27 protein-coding genes are annotated in these 25,843 nt (G+C 65.7%); 6 read left to right on the forward strand and 21 right to left on the reverse strand.

All coding sequences use genetic code 11. The annotated features are described in order from the left end of the window. Nucleotides 1-69: 69 nt before the first annotated feature. The 14 genes from panC to dacB form a co-directional block, all read right to left on the reverse strand. Nucleotides 70-987, reverse strand: coding sequence for a pantoate--beta-alanine ligase (gene panC, locus HMI58_RS01125; RefSeq protein ID WP_225667816.1), 918 nt, complete (start codon nucleotides 985-987; stop codon nucleotides 70-72). Continuing rightward, complete coding sequence (locus HMI58_RS01130) at nucleotides 980-1,894, reverse strand: DUF2520 domain-containing protein (protein ID WP_171617862.1); 915 nt, start codon at nucleotides 1,892-1,894, stop codon at nucleotides 980-982. The genes panC and HMI58_RS01130 overlap by 8 nt, the downstream gene beginning before the upstream one ends. Then, a complete protein-coding gene (locus HMI58_RS01135) occupies nucleotides 1,881-3,533 on the reverse strand; it encodes a PH domain-containing protein (RefSeq protein WP_171617863.1) in 1,653 nt (550 codons plus the stop codon). The genes HMI58_RS01130 and HMI58_RS01135 overlap by 14 nt, the downstream gene beginning before the upstream one ends. After that, a complete protein-coding gene (locus HMI58_RS01140; protein WP_171617864.1) occupies nucleotides 3,530-4,045 on the reverse strand; it encodes a PH domain-containing protein in 516 nt (171 codons plus the stop codon). Before HMI58_RS01140 ends, HMI58_RS01135 begins: the two co-directional genes overlap by 4 nt. After that, nucleotides 4,038-4,535, reverse strand: a complete 498-nt coding sequence (locus HMI58_RS01145; protein ID WP_171584965.1) for a DUF3180 domain-containing protein — start codon at nucleotides 4,533-4,535, stop codon at nucleotides 4,038-4,040. Before HMI58_RS01145 ends, HMI58_RS01140 begins: the two co-directional genes overlap by 8 nt. Further along, the gene (gene folK / locus HMI58_RS01150) at nucleotides 4,523-5,035 is read right to left on the reverse strand and encodes a 2-amino-4-hydroxy-6-hydroxymethyldihydropteridine diphosphokinase (RefSeq protein WP_171617865.1); all 513 of its coding nucleotides are present in this window, start codon (nucleotides 5,033-5,035) and stop codon (nucleotides 4,523-4,525) included. Before folK ends, HMI58_RS01145 begins: the two co-directional genes overlap by 13 nt. Continuing rightward, entirely contained in the window at nucleotides 5,032-5,421 is a 390-nt protein-coding gene (folB, locus tag HMI58_RS01155) for a dihydroneopterin aldolase (RefSeq protein ID WP_171584963.1), read from the reverse strand. The genes folK and folB overlap by 4 nt, the downstream gene beginning before the upstream one ends. 11 nt (nucleotides 5,422-5,432) lie before the next feature. Next, entirely contained in the window at nucleotides 5,433-6,338 is a 906-nt protein-coding gene (folP, locus tag HMI58_RS01160) for a dihydropteroate synthase (RefSeq protein ID WP_171584962.1), read from the reverse strand. A 12-nt stretch (nucleotides 6,339-6,350) separates the two neighbouring features. Next, on the reverse strand, nucleotides 6,351-6,968 hold the full coding sequence (gene folE / locus HMI58_RS01165) for a GTP cyclohydrolase I FolE (RefSeq protein WP_171584961.1): 618 nt from the start codon (nucleotides 6,966-6,968) through the stop codon (nucleotides 6,351-6,353). A 35-nt stretch (nucleotides 6,969-7,003) separates the two neighbouring features. Next, nucleotides 7,004-9,076, reverse strand: coding sequence for an ATP-dependent zinc metalloprotease FtsH (ftsH, locus tag HMI58_RS01170; RefSeq protein WP_171584960.1), 2,073 nt, complete (start codon nucleotides 9,074-9,076; stop codon nucleotides 7,004-7,006). Nucleotides 9,077-9,292: 216 nt separating this feature from the next. Continuing rightward, entirely contained in the window at nucleotides 9,293-9,844 is a 552-nt protein-coding gene (gene hpt, locus HMI58_RS01175; RefSeq protein WP_171584959.1) for a hypoxanthine phosphoribosyltransferase, read from the reverse strand. Between the two features lie 41 nt (nucleotides 9,845-9,885). Then, on the reverse strand, nucleotides 9,886-10,929 hold the full coding sequence (tilS, locus tag HMI58_RS01180; RefSeq protein ID WP_318779106.1) for a tRNA lysidine(34) synthetase TilS: 1,044 nt from the start codon (nucleotides 10,927-10,929) through the stop codon (nucleotides 9,886-9,888). Beyond that, nucleotides 10,922-12,067 carry a zinc-dependent metalloprotease gene (locus HMI58_RS01185; protein ID WP_171617997.1) on the reverse strand — a complete coding sequence of 382 codons (1,146 nt, stop codon included), beginning with the start codon at nucleotides 12,065-12,067 and terminating at the stop codon, nucleotides 10,922-10,924. The genes tilS and HMI58_RS01185 overlap by 8 nt, the downstream gene beginning before the upstream one ends. A 41-nt stretch (nucleotides 12,068-12,108) precedes the next feature. Then, nucleotides 12,109-13,524 carry a D-alanyl-D-alanine carboxypeptidase/D-alanyl-D-alanine-endopeptidase gene (gene dacB / locus HMI58_RS01190; protein ID WP_171617866.1) on the reverse strand — a complete coding sequence of 472 codons (1,416 nt, stop codon included), beginning with the start codon at nucleotides 13,522-13,524 and terminating at the stop codon, nucleotides 12,109-12,111. Nucleotides 13,525-13,684: 160 nt separating this feature from the next. Between dacB and HMI58_RS01195 the strand changes: the two genes are divergently transcribed. Both HMI58_RS01195 and HMI58_RS01200 read left to right on the forward strand, forming a co-directional pair. Continuing rightward, nucleotides 13,685-14,251 carry an inorganic diphosphatase gene (locus HMI58_RS01195; RefSeq protein ID WP_171584956.1) on the forward strand — a complete coding sequence of 189 codons (567 nt, stop codon included), beginning with the start codon at nucleotides 13,685-13,687 and terminating at the stop codon, nucleotides 14,249-14,251. A gap of 69 nt (nucleotides 14,252-14,320) precedes the next feature. Next, nucleotides 14,321-14,968 (forward strand): hypothetical protein, encoded by a 648-nt coding sequence (locus HMI58_RS01200; protein ID WP_171617867.1) that lies wholly within the window; start codon nucleotides 14,321-14,323, stop codon nucleotides 14,966-14,968. Nucleotides 14,969-15,001: 33 nt separating this feature from the next. Here HMI58_RS01200 and HMI58_RS01205 read toward each other — a convergent pair whose 3' ends face one another. After that, nucleotides 15,002-15,832, reverse strand: a complete 831-nt coding sequence (locus tag HMI58_RS01205) for an HAD family hydrolase (RefSeq protein WP_171617868.1) — start codon at nucleotides 15,830-15,832, stop codon at nucleotides 15,002-15,004. Nucleotides 15,833-15,874: 42 nt separating this feature from the next. After that, complete coding sequence (gene serS / locus HMI58_RS01210) at nucleotides 15,875-17,161, reverse strand: serine--tRNA ligase (RefSeq protein WP_171584953.1); 1,287 nt, start codon at nucleotides 17,159-17,161, stop codon at nucleotides 15,875-15,877. Nucleotides 17,162-17,234: 73 nt separating this feature from the next. Between serS and HMI58_RS01215 the strand changes: the two genes are divergently transcribed. Further along, nucleotides 17,235-18,335 carry a diacylglycerol kinase family protein gene (locus tag HMI58_RS01215; RefSeq protein WP_171617869.1) on the forward strand — a complete coding sequence of 367 codons (1,101 nt, stop codon included), beginning with the start codon at nucleotides 17,235-17,237 and terminating at the stop codon, nucleotides 18,333-18,335. On the opposite strand, the gene HMI58_RS01220 is transcribed toward HMI58_RS01215, so the two are convergent. The 5 genes from HMI58_RS01220 to HMI58_RS01240 all read right to left on the reverse strand — a co-directional run bounded on the left by HMI58_RS01220 (nucleotide 18,332) and on the right by HMI58_RS01240 (nucleotide 21,949). Then, nucleotides 18,332-18,733, reverse strand: a complete 402-nt coding sequence (locus HMI58_RS01220; protein ID WP_171584951.1) for a hypothetical protein — start codon at nucleotides 18,731-18,733, stop codon at nucleotides 18,332-18,334. The two genes, HMI58_RS01215 and HMI58_RS01220, sit on opposite strands and share 4 nt — an antisense overlap. 84 nt (nucleotides 18,734-18,817) lie before the next feature. After that, on the reverse strand, nucleotides 18,818-19,792 hold the full coding sequence (locus tag HMI58_RS01225; protein WP_171584950.1) for a DNA topoisomerase IB: 975 nt from the start codon (nucleotides 19,790-19,792) through the stop codon (nucleotides 18,818-18,820). A gap of 75 nt (nucleotides 19,793-19,867) precedes the next feature. Beyond that, complete coding sequence (locus tag HMI58_RS01230; RefSeq protein ID WP_171584949.1) at nucleotides 19,868-20,599, reverse strand: DUF72 domain-containing protein; 732 nt, start codon at nucleotides 20,597-20,599, stop codon at nucleotides 19,868-19,870. Nucleotides 20,600-20,655: 56 nt separating this feature from the next. After that, complete coding sequence (gene pheA, locus HMI58_RS01235) at nucleotides 20,656-21,597, reverse strand: prephenate dehydratase (protein WP_171617870.1); 942 nt, start codon at nucleotides 21,595-21,597, stop codon at nucleotides 20,656-20,658. 25 nt (nucleotides 21,598-21,622) lie between these two features. Then, nucleotides 21,623-21,949 carry a rhodanese-like domain-containing protein gene (locus HMI58_RS01240; RefSeq protein WP_171617871.1) on the reverse strand — a complete coding sequence of 109 codons (327 nt, stop codon included), beginning with the start codon at nucleotides 21,947-21,949 and terminating at the stop codon, nucleotides 21,623-21,625. A 91-nt stretch (nucleotides 21,950-22,040) separates the two neighbouring features. On the opposite strand from HMI58_RS01240, the gene HMI58_RS01245 reads away from it, so the two are divergent. From HMI58_RS01245 to HMI58_RS01255, 3 genes are all read left to right on the forward strand, one after another. After that, nucleotides 22,041-22,793, forward strand: a complete 753-nt coding sequence (locus tag HMI58_RS01245; protein ID WP_171617872.1) for a peptidase E — start codon at nucleotides 22,041-22,043, stop codon at nucleotides 22,791-22,793. Next, a complete protein-coding gene (locus HMI58_RS01250) occupies nucleotides 22,790-24,217 on the forward strand; it encodes an amidase (RefSeq protein WP_171617873.1) in 1,428 nt (475 codons plus the stop codon). Before HMI58_RS01245 ends, HMI58_RS01250 begins: the two co-directional genes overlap by 4 nt. Nucleotides 24,218-24,289: 72 nt before the next feature. Next, nucleotides 24,290-25,819 carry a long-chain fatty acid--CoA ligase gene (locus HMI58_RS01255; protein WP_171617874.1) on the forward strand — a complete coding sequence of 510 codons (1,530 nt, stop codon included), beginning with the start codon at nucleotides 24,290-24,292 and terminating at the stop codon, nucleotides 25,817-25,819. Nucleotides 25,820-25,843: the final 24 nt, after the last annotated feature.

Genomic DNA, 25,843 nt, shown 5'->3' on the forward strand with positions numbered 1-25,843 from the left:
TGGTCACGATATATAAGGGTACCGGCTAGGTTCCGCCGCACGCATTTGGTGGGCGCCCGGCGACAGTGCTTACTGCCCCAGGGGGGCGTTGTCGATCAGCCGTACCGAACCAACCCTGGCTGCGATCAGGGCAAGCGCCTCCCCGGTGAAGGGCGTATCCCTGCAGTTGAATGCCAGCGGTTCAAGAGTCGCTGGGTCGACTACCTCAAAATAGTCCAGGCTGACCTTTGGCTGGCTAGTGACCAACGCCACGGCCGAGTCGACATCCAACGGCTCGTTGCGAGCTGCCCTGTCGACGAGGAGTTTCAGGGCGCGGGACAACACCAGGGCGGCGTCTTCCTCATCCGCTTCCAGGAACCGGTTCCGGCTGGAAAGGGCCAATCCGGCGGAGGTCCTGACAGTGGGGACCGCAATGATCTCGGCGGGGTAATCCAGGTCGTTGACCATCCGTCGGATGAGTGCCAGCTGCTGAGCGTCCTTCTGGCCGAAGTAGCATCGGTAGCCTGCCTCGACTCCAGGGGCGACACGGTGCAATAACTTCGCGACCACCGTGAGCATTCCATCGAAGTGTCCCGGTCGGGCTGCTCCCTCGAACTTTTGCCCCAGCTCTCCGGAGCTCACCGTGACGAGTGGGGGGCCGGCCGGGTACATCTCCTCCTCGGAGGGAGCGAACACCAGGTCGACACCGCAGCCGGCCAGCAGCTCAAGGTCCGGGTCCAGTTGCCGCGGGTAGCGCTGAAGGTCTGACGGCTCGCCAAACTGCAGTGGGTTCACGAAGATCGAGGCGACCACCACCTCGTTGTCCCGCCGGGCAGCCCGCGCCAGCGCCGCGTGGCCCTCGTGGAGTGCGCCCATCGTGGGGACGAACCCGAGGCTTCGCCGTCCGCCGGCCTCGTTGGTCACCGGGTGCCCGAGGAGAAGCTCGGCGGTGGCCAACCTCAGGTCAGCGGAGGTCTTCACCACCCGGGGCATTACCGTTTCACGCATCAGGTTCCTCCTGGCCCTGGGCGAGCGTCCGGGAGATGGCGCTTCCCTGTGCCTGGCTGAGAAGCCCGCGGTCGACGGCGCGTTGCGCCGTGGCAATGGCCAGCGAGCGGTAGGCGGCCCGGATGTCGGCCGCCGGCTGGTTTCCAAGCGCTGAGAGGTGGGCTTCAACTGTTCCAGTGTCTCCCCGGGCCACCGGTCCGGTGAGGGCACCCTCCCCCGCAGACAGCGCATTTTCCAGAGACGCTCTCATGAGGGGACCAAGCATCCGGTGGGGCTGCTCGACCCCGATGTCGGTGAGGAGCTGCGTCGATTGGGCGGTGATCGTGACCAGGTGGTTCGAGGCGTGCGCCAACGCCGCGTGATAGAGCGGCCGGTGGGCCTCGTCGATCACCACTGGTTCGGCGCCCATCTCCACCACCAGCGCCTGCGCAACGGGAAGCACCGCTGACGGCGCCGAAATGCCGAAACTGCAGTCGGGGAGTCGCGCAAGATCGAGACTCATACCGGTGAAGGTCATGGCGGGATGCAGGGCAAGCGGGATGGCACCCAACCGGCTTGCTGGCTCAAGTACCGAGATACCGAACCGACCGGAGGTGTGGGCGACGAGCTGCCCCGGCTGCCACGCCCCCAGCTTGGCGAGGCCGTCCACCAGGTCGGGCAAGGCGTCGTCGGGCACGGCGATCAGTACCAGCTCGGATCGTTCAACGATTTCTGGGATGGACAGCACGGGCACGCCGGGCAACAGCATCTCTGCGCGTTCCAGGCTTGCCTCGGAGACGGCGGAGACGCCGATCACTGCGTGTTCGGCGGCGCGGAGCGCGGCCCCGAGGACCGCCCCCACCTTGCCGGCACCGACGATGCCGACTCCGAGCCGGCCTGGGCGTCGGCTGCCACTATCGTTCGCCATCAGGGGTGTCTCCTAGGTGGTCCGTCGGAGCTCGTTGAGCTTCCTCCGGGTGAGGATCGTGAGCTTCTGTCGGGTGGGGTTCGTGAGCTTCCCCGCGGTGATTATCAGGGGCTTCCCGGGAGTCGCGGTCCGAATATGTCGGCACGGGTGGCATGAGCGTTGCCGCAGCCACCTCCACGGGCCTCATCCATTGCTCGGGCGCGCTCCGTCGGCGGGCCTCGGCGGCCCGGACGCCCTGTTCGTGGAAGAGCCGCCAGGCAGTGTGCTGATCAACCTGCTGGATCCGTGGGCTGACCGGACCGGGCGTGGTGTGGAGCAGGAGGTCGGCAACCCCGAAACGCCGGTACACCGGACCCTGATGCAGGGCCAGGGACTGGGTGCGTTCGTGCGGCACCACAGCGAGTTTTCGCCAGAAGAACCCGGAGCGGATCAAGAGCGCCGTATCGGTGACGGCGAATCCGTTGCGCCGCCACTCGAATGGCCCGATCCATCGGGCCCGCCGCGGGGTGGTCAGGAATCCGGCGATGCTGTCCCTGCCTTCCATCCCGGCGGTGAACACCTCGATCGGCTCGCTGGTGCCAGGATTTGGGAGCACCAGGGCAAGGAGTTGCAGGACGTCCTCGCGGGTTCCAACCGGGAGCAGCGTGGCCCGTGCCTGGGCGTCACCCGTGGCGGCAATACCGTACCCCGCCACATTGACGGTCATCCGATACCAGCCCTTGGTACGCCAGAGGGGTGACTGGCTGATTCCCACGGCCTGAATCCGCCCGGGCGGGACGGTCTGGGTCCGGGTATCGAGCAGGCCGTAGCGGACCCGGATGCCGTCCGGGGAGATGGCCGCCCGGAAGTTGAACCCGTTCTTGATGCTGCTCCAGTAGCCACCCGCAACACCGAGGGCCAGGGGGATGATGACAGCTAGCGGGGCCGCCGCGTCGAGGGTGACGGCGAACACCACCACGGCCGCCACACCGAAGATGAGGAAAATGGTTGTCCCGGAAAGCAGGGTTGAGGCGATTACTCTGCCCGGCTGGAGCGCCAGCACTTCCCGCTCCGGCGCCTCCTGGATGTCCTCCGGATTTTCGGGGTCGATGCTGACCCCCGCCGCACGGGCCAGGATGGTTGCACGAAGACGTTGGGCGTCACTGAGTTTCAGGAAGGCCAGTTTGACCGCGGACTCTCCGGCGTCGGCCACTTCGAACTTCAGTTCTGCCAGTCCGAAGACCCTCGCGAGGAACGGCTGGACGACGTCGATCGCCTGCACCCTGTCCAGCCGCGCCTGCCGGTTCTGGCGGAACAGCACCCCCGAATTGACCCTCACATGGTGTTCGGTCACCTGGTATCGGGTGAAGTACCAGGACAGCATGAAGCCCACTGCCACCAGCACCACCACGCCGGCGATGATGGCGATCGTCCAGGGGAGCCGGACCCCGCCGTCGGACAGGCCGGGTGACTCTTCACCGATCAGGACGCCTTCAAAGAGGTCCCGCCCGGCGAAGAACGCGATGGCCAGCAGGGCAATCCACCCGCGGACCAGTGGGGAAATAACGTGAACGCGGCTCCATTGGTCCTCTGACGTTGCCAGGAGGGTGGGGTCCGGGGCGACGGGGCCGTCCGGTGGCGCCTGATCGTGGGTGGTCACAGTCCGGCCAGCTTCGCCTCACCGCGGGCAGACAGTTGCTCCCTGAGGCGTGCACCCTCGTCGCCCGGCAGTCCCGGGATGGAGGCGTTGGTGCCGGGGGAAGCGGTGTGCAGCTTCAGGCTGCACAGACCGAAGGCCCGGTCGATCGGACCCACCGCGACGTCGACGTACTGCATCCGGCCGTAGGGCACCACCATGGTGCGCTGGTAGAAGACACCGGTGCGGATCAGAAGATCCTCGTTGCGTTCCGCGTAGCCGATCGCGCGGACCTGTCGGGGAATGAGGATTCCGCGCCACACACAAATCACCAGGGTAATGATCGGCAGTGCCCAGGCAACCCACAGTGGCGGGAAACCCCACCAGACGTCGGTGAGGACCAGGATCAGGGGGATGCTGAAGATTGCGAGGTTGATGACCGTGCCAACCACCCAGCCGAGCAACCGGACGGTCAGGTACTTCGGCGAGACCCGCTTCCAGACGAGCCCATCCGGGTCAATTGGTTCCTTACGCATACTCCCCCTCGTCGTTCCGGCTACCGTTACGGTCGAGACCGTCCGCTCCGTCATCGGGCGGTAGCCGGCAGAATCCCTGCACCACCAGACCGACAACGATCATCACGATACCGCTCACAGCCAGCACGATGGTCCCCCACAGCGACCCGGTGACGCCGCGCACCGCCACCAGTGACAGTTGGTCCACCAGGATGCCCAGGTGCCACCCCGTGTTCAGCGCTCCCGCGTAGGCGGTCGCCTGCGCGAGAACGACTGTGCGGGCGGCGAGGATGGGGTTGAGGGCGCGGTCGCGGCGGCCGTTGCGCCAGCGCAGCACCCGGAACCCGAAGATCAGGGTCACGGTGAGGATAGCCGCGACCGTCAGCAGTGAACTCAGGTGCAGTGTCGGTGCCGGGAAACCATTGCGGTTGGCCCACCAGTTGACCAGCCACCCGGCGATGGCCGCGACCACACCGAAGCCAGCCAGCCAGCTGAACTTTACGGTGCCCACGGCGTATCGGCCCCCTCGTAGGGTCGGATTCCTGCGAGGTCGGCGGTACTGCCAACCAGTTCGGTTACCAGGCGTCCTCCAAGCCTCGCAGTGGAGTCCATCCAGGCCCACGGTTGCAGGACGAAGGCACGCTCGGCCGCCCGGGGGTGAGGAAGGGTGAGGACCTCGTCGTCGGAAGTCTGGTCGCCGTACGTGATGATGTCCACGTCGAGCGTCCGTGGGCCCCACCGGACGTCCCTGGTCCGGTGGTGTAGGTTCTCGACGGCCTGGCAGTGGGCAAGAAACTCGTAGGGGCTGAGGTCGGTTTCCACCTCGATCACCATGTTGAGGTAGTCGGGCTGCTCCGGCCCGCCAACCGCGGTGGACCGGACCACCGGTGAGACTTCACGCAACCTGACCCGCGGGTTGTCCACCAGGTCCGCGACGGCGAGGGACAGGGTGCCGTGGCTGTCGCCGAGGTTGCTCCCCAGTGCCAGTACCGACCGCACCCTGCCGGTCACAACGATCCCTGACCGATCCGTGTGCGGACAATCGAGACTGAGACATCCCCGAAGGTGACCGGGATGGGTGCCTGGGGCTTGTGAACAGTTACCTGGACCGTTTCGGCCGGGAATCCGGCGAGCAGGCCCGCTGCGATTCTCTCAGCCAGCGCTTCGATGAGGTTCAACGGTTCACTGGTAATCGCGGCGACCACCTGCTCGGCCACGTCTCCGTAATGGGCGGTGGCTTCCAGATTGTCGGTCGTTCCGGCTGAACGGAGGTCCAGGTGCAGGACGACGTCGACGACGAAGGGCTGGCCCTCCCGTCGCTCGGAATCGAAGACGCCATGGAAACCGACAGCGGTGATGCCGGTGATCGTGATGGTGTCCTGCTGGACCGTTGTCATGGGGACCTCGCCTAGTCGGTCCACGCTGCGGAAACCTTGACGGCATCCAGGTTGGGGCCGACGTCGTGCACGCGGACCCCCCACGCACCGGCGGCTGCCGCGAGGGCCGAGACGGCAACGGTCGCCGAGTCGCGTTCCTGGGGGGCTGCGGCTTTCCCTGCTGAGGTGAGCAGGGTGCCGAGGAAGCGTTTGCGTGACGCCCCGATCAGGACCCGGTGGCCCAGCGCGGTGAACCGGTCGACGGCGCGCAGGATCGCCCAGTTGTGATCCTCGTTCTTGGCGAAGCCCAGGCCGGGGTCGAGGATAATCAGTCCGGGATCGACTCCCGCCTCCACGAAGGCATCCCGGACCTTCATCAGTTCGGCGATGACCTCGTCCACCACCTCCCCATACTGGGCGAGTGAGCCCATGGTCGCGGCGGTGCCCCGGCGGTGCAGCAGCACGTAGGGGACGTTGCGTTCAGCGATCAGAGCGGGCATGGCCGGGTCATAGTCCAGCCCTGACACGTCGTTGACCAGGGCGGCCCCGGCGTCCAGCGCCTTGGCTGCGGTCGAGGCGTGCATGGTGTCCACGCTGATGAGTGCTCCCGCCTTCACCAGTGCTGCGACCACCGGCAAGATGCGCTGTTGCTCCTCGTCGGGGCTCGTCTGATCGGCGTTGGGCCGGGTTGATTCGCCGCCCACGTCGATGATGTCGGCGCCCGCGTAGTGCATCCGGAGGCCCTCGGCGATGGCGTCGTCGGTGCTGGCGAAACGGCCGCCATCGCTGAAGGAGTCGGGGGTGACGTTCAGGACCCCCATCACCAGGGAGCGGTCGGAGGGGAGGTCGTCGAAGGTTTTCGCTACCTTCGCGACCCGCAGGACGGGGAGGGGAGAGGTGGCGGGCCCGGTTCCCGGTGCCGCTGCAAGTGAATCCATCGGTGTGTGGTCCTATCTTCCGAGTATCAGGCTCATGGCTTCGGCGCGGGTGGCGGGGTCCCGCACCTGGCCGCGGACTGCTGACGTGACGGTCTTGGCGCCGGGTTTACGCACGCCACGCATGGACATGCACATGTGTTCGCACTCCACCACCACAATCGCACCCTTCGGTTGCAGGTGCGTCATGAGGGCCTCGACAATCTGCGTGGTGAGCCGCTCCTGCACCTGGGGGCGCCGGGCGAACACCTCCACCAGACGAGCGAGCTTGCTCAGCCCAGTGACCCTGCCCTCAGCCGAGGGGATATACCCTATGTGGGCTGACCCGTGGAAGGGCACGAGGTGGTGTTCGCAGGTCGAATAGAACGGGATGTCCTTGACCAGGACCAGTTCCTCATGGTCGATCTCGAAAGTGGTGGAAAGGACCTCTGCCGGATCCTGGTGCAGCCCGGCGAAGAACTCCGCATAGGCTTTCGCCACCCGCTTCGGGGTTTCCACCAGGCCGTCGCGGTCGGGGTCTTCGCCGATGGCGGCGAGGATCTCGCGCACCGCCCGCTGGATTCTCGGTTGGTCCACCGGCGAGCCAGCCGCTGCGAGTGCCGCGGAGAACACTTCATCGTCAAAATCTGTCACTGAAGTAATCCTACGCGGTGCCATAGGACCGCCCGTTAGGGGCGAGGTCCGTCGGCGTCCGTCCCACCGGTCGACGCGTCGCCGGTCTCAGGTGTTGGCAACTCGGATCCGTGGACGTCGAAGTCGCCAACAAGTCGGGCATCGGCGATCTGGTCCTGCGGTGCCACCGTCTCAGGGGCTGGTTCACCGGCTTCGCTTGCTTCCTGGCGCTCCTTCTTCGACACGACGGGAGGCAGCGCATGCACTGGGCGGGAATCCTTGGACAGCCACACGTCGCGAATATCCCGCTTGCGGATCTCGGTGAAGACCTCGGCGATCTCCGCCTGGTTGAGGGTCTCCCGTTCCAGCAACTCCAGCGCGACCCGGTCCAGCACGTCCCTGTTCTCGGTCAGGATCTCGTAGGCCTCGTCATGGGCGTTGTCGATCAGGCGGCGAATCTCCTCGTCGACGATGTAGGCGATGTGGTCCGAGTAGTTCCGTTCATGGCCCATGTCCCTGCCGAGGAAAGGCTCGCCTCCGCCCTGGCCCAACTTCACCGAGCCGATCCGCTCGCTCATTCCGTACTCGGTCACCATCTTCCGGGCGGTGGAGGTGGCCTTCTCGATGTCGTTCGACGCCCCGGTCGACGGGTCGTGGAATACGATCTCCTCTGCAACCCGTCCACCCATCGCGTACGCCAACTGGTCCAGCAGTTCGTTGCGGGTCACCGAGTACTTGTCGTCGCTGGGCAACACCATGGTGTAACCCAGTGCCCGTCCACGCGGCAGGATGGTCACCTTGGTGACGGGCGACGTATTACGTAGGGCAGCGGCTACCAGTGCGTGTCCGCCCTCGTGATAGGCGGTGATTTTGCGTTCCAGTTCCTTCATCACCCGGCTGCGCTTTTGCGGACCCGCGATGACCCGGTCAATCGACTCGTCAAGGGCCCGGTCATCGATCAGCTGCGCGTTGGAGCGTGCGGTCAAGAGGGCGGCCTCGTTGAGAACGTTCGCCAGGTCGGCGCCCGTGAACCCGGGGGTCTTCTTGGCGACGGACCTCAGGTCCACTCCGGGCGCCATCGGCTTGCCCTTGGAGTGCACCGTCAGGATGTGCTCGCGGCCCAGCATGTCCGGTGCCTCGACGCCGATCTGCCGGTCGAACCTGCCGGGACGCAACAGCGCCGGGTCCAGGACGTCGGGCCGGTTGGTGGCGGCAATCAGGATCACATTCGAGGTGGCGTCGAAGCCGTCCATTTCGACGAGGAGCTGGTTCAGTGTCTGCTCGCGTTCGTCGTTGCCGCCGCCGACGCCTGCGCCACGATGGCGGCCCACGGCGTCGATCTCGTCGACGAAGATGATCGCCGGGGAGTTGGCTTTGGCCTGTTCAAACAGGTCTCGGACGCGGGAAGCACCCACCCCGACAAACATTTCGACGAAGTCGGAACCGGAGATGGAGTAGAACGGCACTCCTGCCTCGCCGGCCACGGCCCGGGCCAGGAGGGTTTTACCGGTTCCCGGTGGGCCGTACAGGAGGACGCCCTTCGGGATCTTCGCGCCGAGCGCCTGGAATTTTGCGGGTTCTTGCAGGAATTCCTTGATCTCGTGCAGTTCCTCGACCGCTTCATCGGCGCCGGCGACGTCGTTGAAGGTGACCTGCGGCATGTCTTTGGACACGAGTTTCGCCTTGGACTTGCCGAACTGCATCACCTTTGACCCGCCACCCTGCATCCGGGAAAGCAGGAACCAGAAAATGGCACCGATGATCAGCAACGGCAGCATCAGGCCGAGGAAGCTGGTGAACCAGTTGCTTTCGGCGGGCTGGTCGGTGAAGCCGTCAACGTCGGAGGCGTTGATGGCCGCGACCACGTCTTCGGCCCGGGCAGTGCTGAAGAAGAACTGGACGCTCCGGCCCATGTCCTCGTAGTCCTCGCGCAGGGTGAGGTCGACCCGCTGGTCGCCGTCGTAAATCTTCGCCTGTTCCACCTGGTTGTCATTCAGGAGGTCGAGGCCCACGTTGGTATCCACCCGTGAACTGCTGGTGCTGAACAGGTTGGGCAGAATGATCAGCAACGCCACGACGGCGAGCACGATCCAAAAGATGGGCCCCTTGAAAAGGTTCTTAAATTTCATTCGTCTCAGGGCTGCAAGACCCTGTCCCTCCTGCTAACAAGCAAATACTGCGGTGCTCGAATACTGCCGTGCTCAGTCACTGCGGTGTCACGCGGACGGCGCAACAAAAGCTAGACAAAGCTTTACACTGTCTGCACTCAACCACGCACCAAATCACCCATAAGTTCCCTATGGGCGGACAGATTAACGGCGAACCGAACCGTCCGGCGGGTGGGCTTACTCGTAGACGTGCGGGGCGAGGGTGCCGATGAAGTCAAGGTTGCGGTACTTTTCGGCGAAGTCGAGGCCGTAACCGACCACGAACTCGTTCGGAATGTTGTAGCCAACGTATTTCACGTCAATGCTGACCTTCGCTGCCTCAGGTTTCCGCAGCAGAGTGCAGATTTCCACTGAGGCCGGGCCACGCGACTGGAGGTTGGATTTCAACCAGGAGAGGGTCAGACCGGAGTCGATGATGTCTTCCACGATCAGCACGTGCTTGCCCATGAGGTCCGTCTCAAGGTCCTTGAGGATGCGGACGACGCCTGAGGATTGCGTGCCCGAACCATAGGAGGACACCGCCATCCAATCCATCGTTACGTGGGAGTGCAGCGCCCGCGCCAGGTCCGCCATCACCATGACGGCGCCCTTCAGGACCCCGACGATCAGAAGGTCACGGCCGGCATAGTCCTTGTCGATCTGGGCCGCCAACTCGGCAACGCGCTGCTGGATTTCCTCTTTCGTGTAGAGAACATGCTTAAGGTCGTCCTGGACGTCCTGTGAATCCACCAATTGCTCCTGAAGGTTTTGGATTGGGCGGCGCCTGCGACTTAGGAAAGCGCGCGGTTGTTTCTAAAGACAAGACTGCCATAGCTTGGGTCCCCTTGGGGAACAGATTTCCCGCGCACCTGACGGTGCACGCTCACAAAACCACCCAGTTGCACCGGACCCGCGGAGCCGCGTCGCTCAAGTAGTGTCTCCGCAGCCCGGATCCGCTCGAAACTGGGTTGTTCACCGCCCAGCCGGACCGCGGCGAGGGCGAGGACCCGTTGCCTCAGGGATGCAGGAAGGGACCGCAGCGCGTCCTCCGACAGCAGGATGTCGTCACCGTCCCTCACCTGGAGTTGCTCGAAGCGTTCCAGGCTCAACCCGTCCAGGTAGTCGGCGTCCTGGGCCAGGATCCGGGACGTCCTGTACAGCGCACGTGCCACGCCCGGGCCCAACTGGTCTTCGAGGTAGGGCAGCACCTGGGTCCTGACCCGCGAGCGGGCGAAGGACGGATCGGAGTTGGTCGGATCCTGCCACGGGTCGAGCCCCTCGAACCGGCAGATCTCGACCGTTTCCTCTCTCAGGAGGCCCAGGAAGGGGCGGAGGTAGATGCCCCGCTGGGCGGGCATACCGGCGAGGGATCGGGTACCTGAACCACGGGCGAGGCCCAGCAGTACCTGTTCCGCCTGATCGTCGAGGGTGTGGCCGAGGAGCACAGCTGCGGCACCGGCCTCTTCTGCGGCCGCGTCGAGTGCCTGAAACCGGGCCGTCCGGGCCGCGGCCTCGGGGCCCATCCCCTGCTGATTGACAGTGACGGCGCGCACGCTGACCGGGTCCAGTCCCAGAAGGGTAAGCTTCCGCGCGGCCTCGACGGCGACGTCGGCGCTGTCCGGGTGGAGTCCGTGATCCACCACCACCGCCCCCACCCGGTATTCCCCGGATTTCGCGAGGTGCACGGCGACCGACGCGAGCGCCAACGAGTCGGGGCCGCCGCTGCAGGCCACGAGCAGAAGCGATCCCGGGGGCGTGTTGCTGGACTCCAGCGCACGCCTGACCAGGTTGCGCGCATTGGCCACCACCGGGCTGAGCCGGGGCCGCCTAATCACTGTCGCGCAGCCCCATCCGGTGAATCCACTTGTCGGGGGCGTGGATCTCCTCCTCGGTGGGAAGGTGATCGGCACTGGCCCAGACGCTGTTGAACCCTTCCATCCCCACCCTGTCAACGACCCGGCGTACAAACCGCGCACCATCGCTGTATTGACGCATTTTGGCGTCAAGCCCCAGCAGCCGCCGCAGGAATTTCTCCAGAGGCCCGCGGGACTTCCCCCGGGCATTGAACCGGCGGCGGATGGTCTTGACGCTGGGCACGATACTGGCGTCAACGGCGTCCATCACCACGTTCGCGTGACCCTCGAGCAGGCTCATGACCGCCGTGAGGTGGGACATTCTCGCCTTGTCCTGCGGGTCCTGGAGCAACGACAGAATCCCGTTGTCGTGCTCACCGGTTCTCGCTGGGCTGGTCCCCGCATCGGAGGATCCGCCGGAGGCCGTCAACCCCTTCGCGGCCTTCGCCAACCGCTCGGAAAGCCCGTCCGCCTTGTCGAGGAGTCCCTCGGTCAGCTCGGAGATGTGCGCGAGCATGTGGTCCTTCAGCCAGGGCGCGGCGGCGAACTGGACCCGGTGGGTCTGCTCGTGCAGGCACACCCACAGGCGGAAATCGGCTGGGTCGACGTTGAGCTCCCGCTCGATTGCAAGAATGTTCGGGGCGACCAGCATCAGGCGGCCGCCGGTTCCGTTCCTCGCGGGTCCGAAGGGATCGTACTGGCCGAGCACCTTGGACGAGAGGAACGCCAGGATCGCGCCGAACTGGGCCCCCGTGACCGTCCCACCGAGCGCGGCGCTGGCGGTGGTGAGCTGGTCCTTCCTGGTCCGCGCCAGGTGGTCCAGGGCCGGCGCCATCAGAGCCTGGAAACTTTGGGTGTTGGCCTTTGCCCACGACGCCCGGTCAACGATCAACAGGTCGGAGTCGCCCAGGTCCTTGGCCGCGTCGAGTCCGGTGATCTGGTGTACGTACCCAATCGAGGCGTCTGCCGCCGCTCTCAGATCGGCGACTACTGCCTCGATCTCCCGGGCACTCACCTGCGGTCCCGCGGGGGTGAGCTTCGCAGCACTGGCTGCCGCGAGGTCCCAGTTGATCAGCTGCGGGGCCGGGTGTCGGACGGTGGATGAAAGGTTGCTCTCCATGGGGTCCATTCGATCACACTAGTCTGTGAGGAAAGCGGCAGCTATCGGCAGCCGCACGCTGCCAGGGCTGCTGCGGCCCGGTCGATTACCGCGCGCGCCTCACCGGTGTTCCCATCCAGTCCGCTGGCGATGAACGAGAACACCAGCAGCCGCCCCTCGGCGGTCACCACGTACCCGCTGAGCGCGGTTACAGCGTTCAGGGTCCCCGTTTTGGCCCGTACCAGTCCCGCTCCAGCCGCCGTCGCGGTGTCTGCATACCTCTCCTGGAGCGTGCCCGACAGCCCGGCGACCGGCAGTCCGGCCAGTGCTGATGCGAGGGCGGGATCATCGGAGACCACCATGGCCCGCACCACTGCGGCGAGCTGGGCGGGGGAGACTTCGTTCCGGGGTGAAAGGCCAGCCGCGTCACTGACCACCAGTGACTCGGTGGGAACGGCCAGCTGACCCAGCACCCGGTCGATGGTCTCGGTGGCTCCGCCAAAGGACGCGGGTTGCCCGCTGGCGCGTGCCGCCAGGCGGGCGAGGGTTTCGGCGAGGTAGTTGTCGCTGGTCAGGAGCATGTGTTGCACCTGCTCGGCGATGGTTGCCGAATCAACGGCCGCCAGCTGGTCACCGCCCTCCGCGGGTGCCTGCGACCGGGTCACCTCCACGGCGACCTCCAGCCCGCTGTCGCCACCGGCGAGCGCTAGGGCGTCGCGGAAGGCGGTCGCTGCGGCGAGGGCAGCATCCGGGGATCGAGGCCCTCCGCTGGCGGTCTCGTCGATCCAAGAGGAGTTGATGGCCAGCGGGTAGATCGGAGCGATCTCCCCGGCGGCAATGTCACCGGGCAGCCAGCCGGCATTGAGGGTGGGCCCGACGAACAGGGTGTCGTCGATCGTGACGGTGAACGGCGAGTCGGCGGGGTCGAGTGCGGCGAGGGTTTCCTCCGCGAGGGTCTGCAAGCCTGCGTGGCCGACAACCGCGTCGGGCTTTGACGTTCCGGCGGTGAGGAGAACGTCTCCGCCGGCCACCAACACCAGCTCGCTCGGTCGGTCTCCAGCGACCACAGCGGTGGTGAGCCGTCGAGTCGGGTCAAGTTTGCTCATCGCGGCGGCAGCGGTGAGCAGCTTCTGGTTCGATGCTGGCAGCTGGTGGTTGTCGGGGCCACGCTCAAAGAGGTTCTCCCCGGAGTCGGCGTCCAGCACGATGGCCGAAATCTCGCCGGGGCCCTCGAGGATGAGCTCGGCGTTCAGCGCTGCGGTGAGAATATCTTGCTCCGGTGCTGGTGCCGCGGGTTCAAGCGCACCGACGACGGCTGGCGGGGTCAGCTCAGTGGGTGGCAACTGGATGTCGGGGGTGGTGGGCACGGGTGTGGGCTCGGGCGCCTCCAGTGCGCGAACAACCGTGGGTACTGCGGCGAAGCCCAGCGGCACGGCGAGGACCGCGAACACGGCAACCAGCAGCGCTGCTGTGATCATGCGCGCGCTACGCAGCATGAAAGTCCCCAATCGGCGAGAGCAAAGAATTGGTTCGGGCTACGGGATGCGTCCCAAACCTATATGTTTAAGACTAGACCGACGCGGCAGCCCCTGGGGCCTACCGCCGCGCGCTGCCCAAAGGATTCCACAGGAGAGTGCCATGAACCTCGACGTCACCATCGAGATCCCCAAAGGATCACGCGTCAAGTACGAAATCGACCACGAAACGCACCGGTTGCGCCTGGACCGCGTCCTCTTCACCTCGATGCAGTACCCCACCCACTACGGCTACTTCGAGAACACCCTCGGCGAGGACGGCGATCCGCTGGACGCAATGGTGATGCTGCAGGACTTCGACCTGATCCCCGGCGTGCTGGTCGAGGCCCGTCCCATCGGCGTGTTCAACATGACCGACGACGGCGGCGGCGACGCGAAGGTGCTGTGCGTGCCCAACGACCCGCGTTTTGAGCACATCAAAGATCTCTCCGATGTGTCGCCGTTCCTGCTCGATGAGATCAAGCACTTCTTCGAGCGGTACAAGGACCTGGAACCAGGCAAATGGGTTGAGGCAGCCGACTGGGCCGACCGCGCGGCAGCCGAAGCCGAAGTGAAGGCCTCGCTGAAGCGGTTCCAGGATCTCGGGGAACAGCGCGAAGAGGACGAGCCGCAGGGTAGGGACGTTGACGCCGACGTCGAGAACGCCACTGCAAACCCACAAGGCCGCTAGGCCCCATCAAAACAACTTTTTTCGGTTGATTAGAGCGTTCTAGAGCATGGCTTCAGGCATACTGAAGCCATGCTCTACGTTTTAACGATCAATCAGCGGGACTCCCGCGAGGTCGGAGACCTCGTCGGCGACCTGCTGCGTGGCCTACGGAACGTCGAAACAGTGGTGCCGTTCCAGCGCTCCACCGGTGATGAGCTGCAGGGTGTGGTGGACAGCGCCGCGACAGCGGTCGACGTCGCCCTCACTGCCCTGAGGTACCGCCGGTGGCACGTGGGAATCGGCGTCGGAGGGCTGCACACTCCGGTCCCGGAAAACATTCTTGAAGCGCAGGGGTATGGGCTGGTCTACGCCCGGCGCGCCGTGACCAGGGCCCAGAAGACCGGCGAGCGGATCCCGCTCGCCGTCGAGGGCCCCGACTCGACCATTGCTGCGGAGGCTGAGGCAGTGCTCCGCCTGCTGGGCCAGATCGTGTTCACGCGGACCGACGCGGAATGGAACGTCCTTGACCTGTTGACGCCCGGCGCCCGGGGGCAGCAGAAGCTGATCGCCGCTGAATTGGGCATCACCACGCAGGCAGTTAGCAAGGCAGTGGTCCGGTCGCACTGGGTGGAGGAGTGGGCCACCCGGCCTGCCGCCGCGAGGCTCCTCGATCTGTCCTACGGACCGACCGCGCTGCCGCCAGCGTCCCTGCCGTATGAGCCGGCCGCCAGCCGCTGATTGGTCCGTCCATCCGGCAACGCCCGGGCGTGCCTAGAGGAGGGTGCGCAGTACCTTGGCGGCGCCGTCGTCGTACACGCTCGCCGTCACCTCGGTGGCCGCGGCCAGTACCTCATCAGGCGACTGGCCCATCGCCACGGACCGCGCCGCCCAGACGAGCATTTCAATGTCATTGCGTCCATCCCCGATCGCCACGGTGTGCGAGGGGGCGATGTCCAGCCGGCGTCGCAACAGCTCAAGGGCGCTGGCCTTGGTGACACCGGCGGCGGCGATGTCGAGCCAGGCCGTCCATCCCACCGAGTAGGTGACACCGTGAAGGCCGATGGCCTCGACCGCCTCACCGAACTGCTCGGCGGTGCTGTCAGTGCTGAAGACGACCACCCTGACGGCGGCGGCGTCGAGCATGTCCTCGAAATCGACGGTGCGGGTTTCGGCGCCGAAGCTGGCATCCTGGAACGGTTCGGTGGCGAGGAAGTTGCCGTCGTCGTCCTCAAGCGCATACTTGGCTGTCGGCAGCCGTTCGCGGAGTGCGACGAGCGCGGGCCGGGGATCGAAGGTGACCCGGTCGACGATCTCAAACCCCTGGGCAGTCCCGGAGTCGACACGCAGCGTCACTCCGCCGTTCGAGCACACACTGTAGCCGCGCTCAATCCCGAGCTGCTCGATGATCGGCAGCGCGGCACCCAGTGAGCGGCCTGTCGCAATGATGACCTCGTGCCCGGCGCCGACGACGGCGCGTGCGGCGTCACGCACCTCGTCGGACATGTGGCCGTCGTGGTCGACGAGCGTCCCGTCGATGTCCAGGGCGATGAGTTTACGCTGGGGCTGCCGGTCCTCGGTGCCGGCAGTACTGAATTCCTTCATTACTCAAGTGAACCAGATTCGCCGGGCCGCGAGGTAGGCGGGTCAGGAGGCGCCGAGTACCGGGAGGACTTCGAGCCCGCCCAGGTAGGGCCTGAGTGCCTGCGGCACGGTTACGGAACCGTCGGCGTTCTGGTGATGCTCGAGGATGGCGACGATCCAGCGGGTGGTGGCGAGCGTGCCGTTCAGTGTTGCAACCGCCCGGGTGCCCTTGTTGCCCTCGGGGAGCCGTTCCCTGATGTTCAGGCGGCGGGCCTGGAAGGTGGTGCAGTTGGAGGTAGAGGTCAGCTCGCGGTAGGCGCCCTGGGTGGGGACCCATGCCTCACAGTCGAACTTGCGGGCAGCTGACATGCCGAGGTCGCCCGCGGCGGTGTCGATGACCCGGTAGGGCAGTTCCACCTTGGCGAGCATTTCCTCCTCCCAGGCGAGCATCCGTGCGTGCTCGGCGTAGGACTCCTCCTCGGTGGTGTACGCGAACATTTCGACCTTGTTGAACTGGTGCACCCGGATGATGCCGCGAGTGTCCTTGCCGTGCGAGCCGGCTTCACGCCGGTAGCAGGAGGACCACCCGGCGTAGCGGACCGGACCGTCCGAGAGATCGATGATCTCGTCGGAGTGGTAGCCGGCCATTGCCACCTCGGAGGTACCCACCAGGTAGAGGTCGTCCTCGGCGAGCCGGTAGATTTCGGCGTCGTGTGCGACGTCGAACCCGGTCCCCTGCATGATCTCCGGCCTGACCAGGGTGGGGGTGATCATCGGGACAAAACCGGCCTGGACCGCCTGGTCCATGGCCATGTTGAGCAGTGCGAGCTCCAGCCGGGCACCGACGCCCTTGAGGAAGTAGAAACGGGAACCTGAGACCTTGGCTCCGCGCTCCATGTCGATCGCACCGATCAGTTCACCGATCTCCAGGTGATCCCTGGGGGTGAAGCCGTCAGCGTCGAAATCGCGGGGGGTGCCGACCGTCTTGATGACCTCAAAGTCATCTTCGCCGCCAGCTGGGACGCCGTCCTGGATGGCGTTGGGCAGGCTGCGGAGGAGCGCGTCCTGTTCCTGCCTGGCCGTCTCGGCCTGCGCCGCGGCAGCCTTCACCGACGCAGCTAGTTCCTTGACCTCGGCGAGCAGCTCCTGCTTCTGCTCACCCTTGGCCTGAGCCACCCGCTTGCCGAACGCGTTCTGGTCAGCCCGCAGGGACTCGGCATGGGTCACCACTTCACGACGGTGGGAGTCAGCCGCGATGATCGCGTCCACCAGGGCTTCATCGCCGCGGCGGGCGCGCTGCGAGGTGCGGAATTTCTCGGGGTTGTCGCGGAGCTCATTTACATCGATCACCCGCCAAGACTATCAATGGCCCGGGGCAGTATTTCCCCGGGATACTTCGCCGGGCGATACGCTGAGGAACACCATGCCACTTCGCCTGATCATCCTGGTTGCCCTGGCCCTGGCCGCTGTGGCTTCAGCCGTGAGCTGGCTGGGTGTCCGCCGCCTGCATTCCCCGAAACATCCCGCCCCTGCCGCTGCACCTCCCCTGCCGGCTCCGACCGGGCCGCAGCGGGTTGCCCTGGTGCTGCACCCCGGGAAACTCAATGCCGGTTTCGCACGCCGTCTGGTCGAGGCGGCCTGTTCCGATGCGGGGTGGGCCGCCCCGCTGGTCCTTGAGACGACAGTGCTGGATCCCGGATTTGGGCAGGCCAGCCAGGCGTTGCGGGAGGGGGCCGACGTCGTCATCGCGGCTGGCGGCGACGGGACCGTTCGGGCTGTTGCGCGGGCGCTGGCCCACCAGGACGCGGTGCTGGGCATTGTTCCGCTCGGGACCGGTAACCTGCTCGCACGGAACCTGGGGATCCCGGTCTCGGATGTCAGGGCAGGCGTGCGCAACGCCCTGCACGGCACCGGCCGCCGGATCGATATGGGTCGGATCGCGTTGCGCAATGACCGGACCGGAACACATACCGACCACGTTTTCCTGGTGATGGGTGGCGTGGGGCTGGACGCGGTGGTGGTGGCTGCCACCAAGGATGACCTGAAAGCGAAGTTCGGCTGGCTGGCCTACAGCGAGGCGGGGTTCCGGAGCCTGCCGGGAAAACGGCAGCGGATGCTGATCAGCCTTGATGGCCAGCCGGCGCAGTCCAGAACGGTCCACAGCGTCCTATTCGCCAACTGCGGGAGGCTTCCCGGAGGCATTGAGCTGATTCCCGATTCGACCATCGATGACGGCTATCTGGACGTGGTGGTGATGAGTCCGCGCAGTATCCTGGGCTGGATCTGGTTGGGCGCCACGATTGTCCTGCGTCCGCGGGCCGCCATCCCGGTGATCAACTATTACCAGGCCCGGCGGGTAAGGGTCACTGTCCCCGATCCCACCGAGACCCAGCTCGACGGCGACCTGTCGGGAGCCGTTACCTCGCTTGATGTGCGCATCGACCCTGGTGCGCTGATCGTCCGCTCACATCCCGGACTGGACCGTCAGCGCACCAGGCAAGTGATGCGGAAGGGGAGAAGCTAGCGGGAGCCCTCTTCATTCGAGGGATCGCCGCCCTCCTGGATCGAGGGGACGCTGTCGGCGTCGGTGTACTCACCCTCAGGGCCGGTGCCGTCCGCCGGATCCTCTTCGATGTCGGTGTACTCACCCTCCTTGGCCGGGTCCTGCTCGCCGGTGAAGCCGCTGTCGGTCGCACCGCGCTTCTGCGCGCCGGTGTAACCGCCCCCGGGCACGGGCTCAAGGTTCTCGGTGTCCGAGTCGGGGAACTCGCCCTTTGCCTGGCTGTTGATCAATTGCTGCTCTTCGGAAAACCGCAGGTCGTTGGCCTGGTCTCCCGCGTCTCCACGGTAGTTTTCGTCGGAGGTGGCTCCGCCGCCGTCGTTCGGGGTAACGATCTGTCCTTCGTTGGCCTGCTCGCTCATGATGCGCCTCTCGTTGCGGTATGCGCCGAACACTGGCGCCCTGAGTGAAGCCTACTGATGAACCGCTTCCAGTGGGAAGGATCGCTACGCTTTAAGCAGCCCGCGAACAGCCTTCTCGGACGCCGAGTAGCTCGCGATCTCAATTACCTCACCGGCCATGAACCGGTCGACGAGGCGGGGGTCAACGTAGGAGCGTTTGGCGACCGCCGGAGTATTGCCAAGTTTCTCCGCCACTGCACGCATGGTGGCGGCGACGGCCTTCTGCCGGGCGGTCTTGGTAGTAGCCAACAGGTCACTTCGGGCGAGGTCCATCGCCGCGACCACTGTGGCCTGCCAGGTCCGGAAGTCCTTGGCCGTGAAACCCTCGCCTGTGACCTGCCGGAGAAACCCGTTCAGTTGCGAGGCGTCGACGCGGTGCCATTCGCCGTCGGGGGTGCGGTAGGCCAACGCGGTGTCGGCCTGTTCGCGTTTCAGCATCGGCCGCATGGCCGCTGACAGGTCGGCGTCTTCAAGCGTGGATTCCCACTGCTGCCCGCTCTTGCCGGGGAACTCAAAGGTGATCATGGGGCCCTTGATACGGACGTGCTCCACCTGCAGCGTGGTGACCCCAAAGGACCCGTTGGTCTCCGCATACTGTTCGGAGCCAATCCGCAGCGAGCCCGAGTCGACAATGCGCAGGGCGGCCGCGAAGGCGCGTTCCCTCGGCAGTCCCTCGCTACGGAGGTGCGAAGTGATCACCCTACGGGCGGCGGGCAGCTTTTCGCCGAACTCGAGGGCTCGATCAAACTTCTCGCGGTCCTTTTTCTCCCGCCAGGCCGTGTGGTAAACGTACTGGCGGCGGCCCGCGGCGTCAGTACCGAGTGCCTGGATGTGTCCGTTGGGGTAGGGCGCAATCCAGACATCCTTCCAGGCCGGTGGGATGGCCAGGTCCTTGATGCGCCGAAGTTCTTCGGCATCCCGCAACGGTGTCCCGTCGATGGTGCGGTAGCTGAAACCTTTACCGTGACGGCGTCGGGTGATTCCCGGCTTTTCGCAATCGCTGCGGCGGAGTCGAGGCATGGTGGTGACCTTTCCGGATCGAGAAGATCAGCCTACTGCCTATCCGCCAGGCAGGCACTTGCCGTCCGTCGGCGGCTACCCGTGACCGAGGATGTCCCGCAGGGTGTGGGCGTTCCGCACCGCGTTCCCGCCGCCGTCGTTATTGAAGTAGACGAACACGTCCTTGCCGGCCCCCTGCCACTCGCGGATCCGGTCCGCCCACCAGGACAGGTCGGCCTCCGAGTAGGAGCCTCCGTAGAGGTGGTGGTGGTCTGGACCGTGCATCCGCAGGTACACGAAGGGTGCTGTGGCACGGAGCACGCAGGGCAGGAAGGCGCCGCTCATGACGCAGTAGGCGGCTCCGTGGCGTTCGAGCAGGGAGTACACCTCCTGGTGGTCCCAGCTGGCGTGGCGGAACTCGACGGCCACCCGGATCCAGTCCGGCAGCAGGCCGAGGAAGTATCCGAGCCGCAGATCGTCGCGCTCCAGGCCAGGCGGAAGCTGAACGAGCAGAACCGCGCGCCTGTCGCCGAGTTCGTGCCAGCAGGTGATGATCCGCTGCACCCAGACCTCCGGCTGATACAGCTTCTTGCCGTGGGTAAGCCCTCGTGGCGCTTTTACGGAAAGGAGGAATCCGTCCGGGAGCCTCCGGCGCCAGCCAGCGAATGCCGTGTCGCGTGGCCACCGGTAGAAGCTGGCATTGAGTTCGACGGTGTCGAAGCGCTGCGCGTAGTAGCCGAGCCGCCTGCCCGCCGGAGTGCCCCTCGGGTACAGCACGTCATCCCAGTGGTCGTAGCTCCACCCGGAGGTGCCAATGTGTAAGCCCATGTCCAGCTCAGGGTAGCGCAAGGCCGGCAGGAATCCCGTTCGACCGGCGGTGCCGCCTACCCCACTTTCAGAAGGGACTCCACCCAGATCCGCGCGGCCCTGAATGCCTCGTCGGAGGTATGCCGGGCCACCGTGTGTTCCCGCCGATCGGCTCGGGCGTAGGAACCGAGGAACCGAAGTTGGGGGCTGATCCGATGCAGGCCCTTGAGTGCATCGGCGACCCGGGCATCGGCGATGTGCCCCTCGGCATCAATGCTGAAGAAGTAGTCTCCGAGGAACTGGCCCGTTGGCCTTGATTCGATCCTGCTGAGGTTGACTCCGCGCGCGGCGAACTGATCGAGGATTTCCATCAGGGCACCGGGATGATCCTCGGGCAGCGGGATCACCAGGGTGGTCTTGTCGGCACCGGTCGGTGCCGGGAGGAGGGTGGGGCGACTGACCAGGATGAAGCGGGTCACTGCATCAGCCACATCGCCGATGTGGCTACCGAGCACCGTCAGGCCCAACCGTTCAGCGACAAACGGTGAGCAGATCGCGGCATCATAGGGGCAGTCAGCGTCCAGCAAGCCGACAGCGGCTGCAGCGGTTGACGATCCGGGAAGATATTCTGCTTGTGGAATATGTTGGGAGATCCACGCCTGGCACTGCGCCCAGGCGTGCCCATGGGTGGAAATGGTCCGCACCCCGCTCAGGGGCACCCCAGGTTTGGCAACCAGGACAAAGGTGATGGGGACCAACACTTCCCTGATGATCCTCAGCGGGTCGCCCTGCGCGATGGCATCGAGCGTTGCGCTGACACCGCCCTCCACCGAGTTCTCGATCGGGACCATCGCGGCGTCGACGGCGCCGGTCCGCACCAGGTCCAGCGCAGAAGTCACGGTCGGCGCTGGGACTCTTCGGGCGGTATCGGCCCCGGGGACCTGCAGCAGGGCTGCCTCGGTGAACGTGCCCTCGGGGCCGAGGAAGGTGTAGGACACCTCTGGGACGGACGTGCTCATGGTTTCCTTCGAGTGGAGATGCCTCTTAGAGGACAGTGGGCGGCTGGTCGGTGTCCGAGACCATGGGGCGGGATGCTTCCAGCCAGGCGCCCATCCCTCCGATGACATTGACCGCCGAATAGCCGTTGGCCACCAGCCATTGGGCCACCCGGTGCGAGCGCCCGCCGGTTCGGCAGATCACATGCAGGTCAGTGTCGGGGTCGAGTTCGTCCAGCCGGTCGGGAATCTGTTCCACTGGGATATGCATCGCTCCCTCAATGTGGCCGGCCGCCCACTCGTAGTCCTCCCGGACGTCCAGGACGGTGGTGTTCTCGCCGATCGAATCAATCGACACGTTCTCAAACTCGCTCATGACTTGCCCCTTCCCAATGGTCGTATTTCGCCCAAGCCTATAGTGGGAGGCGAACCTCGCCCACACTGCCCCACCCCACCGGGAGGTAACAATGACTGCTGACCGTCCCACCATCCTTGCCACGTCCGGCGGCTACCGTCGGGGTCTCAGAGTGGACCTGGAGTTCAATCACCTCATGCATCATGCCGTTGAGCTCGCGCAGGTCACGGGGCGCCGCCCCCGCGTCACCTATGTGGGTACAGCTGGCGGTGATTCGCGGGAGTGGAACCAGCGGTTCACCGAGGCCGCGCGGATTGCCGGCTTTGATGCCGCCTGCCTGAATCTATTCACCATGCCGAATATCGACCCACTGGAGGACCACCTGCTGTCCCAGGATGTGGTGTGGGTAGGCGGCGGGTCGGTGGCTAACCTGCTGGCCGTCTGGCGGGTCCATGGGCTCGATCAGCTGATGCACCGCGCCTGGCAGGCCGGGGTGGTCCTCGGCGGAGTCTCCGCCGGTTCCCTGTGCTGGTTCCGCGGTGGCGCTACTGATTCCTTTGGCCCAGAGCTGCAGCCAGTGACGAACGGCCTGGGGTTTCTTCCCTACGGCAATGGCGTCCACTACGACTCCGAGGAAGGGCGGCGCCCCCTCATCCACCGGATGGTCGCCGCTGGCACCCTGGGGGAAACGCACTGTACCGACGACGGCGTCGGTCTGGTTTACCACGACACCATCCTCATCGAGGCGGTCACCGAAACCGCCGGCAAGAATGCCTATATTGTGCGTGCAGGAGCCGGGGATAGCGTCGACGCCGTCGCGGTCGAAGAGCCCCTCGAAGCCCGGTTGCTGGGCGGCGCTCCATGACCGAACTTCATCAGCTCACCGCCCTCGCCCAGCGTGACGCTCTCGCCCGGGGAGACCTGAGTGCCCGTGAGCTGACTGCCCACTACCTCGGCCGGATCGATGATCTCAACCCGGGACTTGGCTCCTTCACTGCTGTCACCGCGGATCTCGCCCTGAAAGAGGCCGCCGCCGCGGATGAGGGTTACCACTCGTCCCGGGGTACGGGCGACGGACTTCCGGTCCTGCACGGCATGCCGTTGGCGCATAAGGATCTGGCCGACGTGGCGGGTGTCGCCACCAGCTTCGGGTCGGCTGCCCTGACTCCGCCGGTTCCAGCCGAAGACTCTCCCCTGGTGGCAATCCTGCGCCGCGCTGGCGCGATCAGCCTCGGCAAAACCCAGGTTCCCGAATTCGGTCTGAGCTGTCACAGCGAGAACGACATCGCCCCGGCGGCCCGCAATCCGCTCGACCCCCGCCTCAGCCCCGGGGGCTCGTCCGGCGGCAGTGCTGCGGCTGTCGCTGCGGGCATGATCCCCTTCGCCCCCGGCAGCGACGGCGGCGGCTCCGTCCGCATCCCGGCCTCAGCGACCGGCCTGATCGGACTCAAACCGAATCGCGGTCGAATTCCGGCGCTGTCCGGGCAGGCGGACCTGGGCCAATTCGTGGTGGCTGGACCCTTGGCGCGGACCACCACCGACGCTGCGCTACTGCTCGACGCGATGGTCGACGAACCGAATCACCGGGCAACCAGCGCCGCGCCGCCGTCGTCGTCGTTCCTGACCGCGGCGCTGCGCGCCGAGGGGACCTTCAGGATCGGGGCGAGCACCCTGTCGCCCTTCGCCGCAGCGTTCGACATCGTGCTGGACCAGGAAGCGCTGGACGCCTACCTGGCGGGAATTCGCGCGCTCTCCTCGGTGGGCCATGACGTTCTCGAGGCGGACCTGAGCTATGACCCCCGTTACCACCAGGCATTCCAGACGGTGTGGACGGCGTCCCTCGCCACCGCACCCATCCCTGCGGGGAACGAGAAGCTGTTAACGCCACTGACCCGGACGATGCGTGAGCGGTCGCAGGCCCGCAGCGCGCCGGACCTGGTCACGGCGATCGACATCCTGCGGCAGTTCGAGCAGAACACGATCAGCGCCTACGCGGAGTACGATTTCATCCTCACTCCCGCCCTAGGGCAGACGCCACGTCCCATCGGCTGGTACACCTCCGAGGATGCGGACACCGACTACCGGAGGCAATGCCAATACTCTCCATTCACCTCGATGGTCAACGTCTGCGGTTTGCCGGCGATTGCGCTGCCCACGATCACCACCTCCACGGGCCTCTCCATGGGGATCCAGCTCATCGGACGGCCGAGCTCGGAGGCGCAGCTCCTGGCCGTGTCCGCCCAGTTGGAGCAGGCCGCCGGTGCGGGTGACATGTTCGCTGCGAAGTGACGCCATTGCGTCCCTGGGGTCGATGAAACAGACTATTACTCATCGGTAACTTACAAGATCAAAGGAGATCGCGTGCCCAACCTTGCCAATAATCTCGCGTCAACTGTCCAGGAGCACCCCGAGGCGGTGGCGATCAAACTGGGTGACACGTCCCTGACATTCGCGGCGCTCGATGAGTGGAGCCAGCGGGTGGCAGGCCTCCTGGCGCAGAAGGGCGTCCAGCCGGGCGACCGGGTTGCGCTGATCATGCCGAATATTCCCCAGATGGCATTTATCTATTACGGTGTCCTGCGCTTTGGGGCAGTGGTGGTCCCACTCAACCCGCTGCTGAAGTCGCGGGAAATCGCCTATCACCTGGGCGACTCCGGCGCGAGGCTTGTGTTCGCGTGGGAGTCGGTGGCAGCTGAGGCCGAGTCCGGAGTGGGCCAGGCGGTCGCGGCCGCCAATCAGGGAACCACCCTGGATGTGCTGGCGGTGAAATCGGGCACCTTCCTCGAGCTGCTGTCGTCGGTCGATCCGCTGCAGATCATCGCGGAGGTGGCGGCAGACGACACAGCAGTGCTGCTCTACACCTCGGGAACCACCGGACGGCCCAAGGGCGCCGCGCTAACCCACGCAAGCCTGCACCGGAATGCGGAGATCTCCCGCGACCTGATGGGCACCGCTGTTGGCGACGTATTGTTTGGCGGGTTGCCGTTCTTCCACATCTTCGGGCAGACCTGTGCGCTGAATGCGGCAGTGCTGACCGGGGCCACCGTCACCCTGCTCCCCCGGTTCGAGCCCGGCCGGGCCCTGGAGATCATTGCCCGCGACGGTGTGACTATCTTTGAGGGCGTCCCCACGATGTACATCGCGATGCTTCGGCACCCGGCCGTTTCCACCACCGACGTGTCCACGCTGCGGGTCGCCGTGTCTGGTGGGTCGGCACTGCCAGTGGAGGTGCTGCACGAGTTTGAACGCGTCTTCGGTGCCGAGCTGCTGGAGGGCTACGGGTTGTCCGAAACGTCCCCCATCGTGAGCTTCAACCGGCGCGGCACCGAACGCAAGCCCGGATCGATCGGCACGCCGGTGGACGGCGTCGAGGTCCGCATGCTGGACCCCGAGGGGGTGGAGGTGCCCACCGGCGAAGTCGGTGAACTCTCCGTCAGGGGACACTGCGTGATGAAGGGCTACTGGAACAACGACGACGCCACAGCGGCCGCGATCCCCGATGGCTGGTTCCGTACCGGGGACCTGGCTAGGTACGACGACGACGGTGCGATCTTCATTGTCGACCGCAAGAAGGACATCATCGTCCGTGGCGGGTACAACGTGTACCCGCGGGAGATCGAAGAGGTCCTGTACGAGCACGCCGCGGTGGCCGAGGCCGCAGTGATAGGCGTCCCGGACGAGTTGCAGGGCGAGGAGATTGCCGCGGTAGTGGGCCTGAAGGCGGAAGCTGCGCCCGCTGACGATGCAGCCCGCGAGCGCCTCGCTGCCGAAATCCTCGAGTTCACCAAGGAACGGGTGGCGGCCTACAAGTATCCCCGCCGGGTGGTCCTGGTGGAAGCACTCCCCAAGGGTCCCACCGGCAAGATCCTCAAACGCGAGATCCGAATCTAGCGGGGGCTTCACGGGCGGTCAGTG

It is taken from the genome of Arthrobacter sp. 147(2020) (assembly GCF_013116715.1).
GTDB lineage: Bacteria > Actinomycetota > Actinomycetes > Actinomycetales > Micrococcaceae > Arthrobacter_D.

Coding starts and splice junctions, on each gene's coding strand:
- panC (WP_225667816.1), bottom strand. CDS start 987: ATGCGTGAAACGGTAATGCCCCGGGTGGTGAAGACCTCCGCTGACCTG.
- HMI58_RS01130 (WP_171617862.1), bottom strand. CDS start 1,894: ATGGCGAACGATAGTGGCAGCCGACGCCCAGGCCGGCTCGGAGTCGGC.
- HMI58_RS01140 (WP_171617864.1), bottom strand. CDS start 4,045: ATGCGTAAGGAACCAATTGACCCGGATGGGCTCGTCTGGAAGCGGGTC.
- folB (WP_171584963.1), bottom strand. CDS start 5,421: ATGACAACGGTCCAGCAGGACACCATCACGATCACCGGCATCACCGCT.
- folP (WP_171584962.1), bottom strand. CDS start 6,338: ATGGATTCACTTGCAGCGGCACCGGGAACCGGGCCCGCCACCTCTCCC.
- ftsH (WP_171584960.1), bottom strand. CDS start 9,076: ATGAAATTTAAGAACCTTTTCAAGGGGCCCATCTTTTGGATCGTGCTC.
- HMI58_RS01185 (WP_171617997.1), bottom strand. CDS start 12,067: ATGGAGAGCAACCTTTCATCCACCGTCCGACACCCGGCCCCGCAGCTG.
- dacB (WP_171617866.1), bottom strand. CDS start 13,524: ATGATCACAGCAGCGCTGCTGGTTGCCGTGTTCGCGGTCCTCGCCGTG.
- HMI58_RS01195 (WP_171584956.1), top strand. CDS start 13,685: ATGAACCTCGACGTCACCATCGAGATCCCCAAAGGATCACGCGTCAAG.
- HMI58_RS01200 (WP_171617867.1), top strand. CDS start 14,321: ATGCTCTACGTTTTAACGATCAATCAGCGGGACTCCCGCGAGGTCGGA.
- HMI58_RS01205 (WP_171617868.1), bottom strand. CDS start 15,832: ATGAAGGAATTCAGTACTGCCGGCACCGAGGACCGGCAGCCCCAGCGT.
- HMI58_RS01215 (WP_171617869.1), top strand. CDS start 17,235: ATGCCACTTCGCCTGATCATCCTGGTTGCCCTGGCCCTGGCCGCTGTG.
- HMI58_RS01220 (WP_171584951.1), bottom strand. CDS start 18,733: ATGAGCGAGCAGGCCAACGAAGGACAGATCGTTACCCCGAACGACGGC.
- HMI58_RS01225 (WP_171584950.1), bottom strand. CDS start 19,792: ATGCCTCGACTCCGCCGCAGCGATTGCGAAAAGCCGGGAATCACCCGA.
- HMI58_RS01230 (WP_171584949.1), bottom strand. CDS start 20,599: ATGGGCTTACACATTGGCACCTCCGGGTGGAGCTACGACCACTGGGAT.
- pheA (WP_171617870.1), bottom strand. CDS start 21,597: ATGAGCACGTCCGTCCCAGAGGTGTCCTACACCTTCCTCGGCCCCGAG.
- HMI58_RS01240 (WP_171617871.1), bottom strand. CDS start 21,949: ATGAGCGAGTTTGAGAACGTGTCGATTGATTCGATCGGCGAGAACACC.
- HMI58_RS01245 (WP_171617872.1), top strand. CDS start 22,041: ATGACTGCTGACCGTCCCACCATCCTTGCCACGTCCGGCGGCTACCGT.
- HMI58_RS01250 (WP_171617873.1), top strand. CDS start 22,790: ATGACCGAACTTCATCAGCTCACCGCCCTCGCCCAGCGTGACGCTCTC.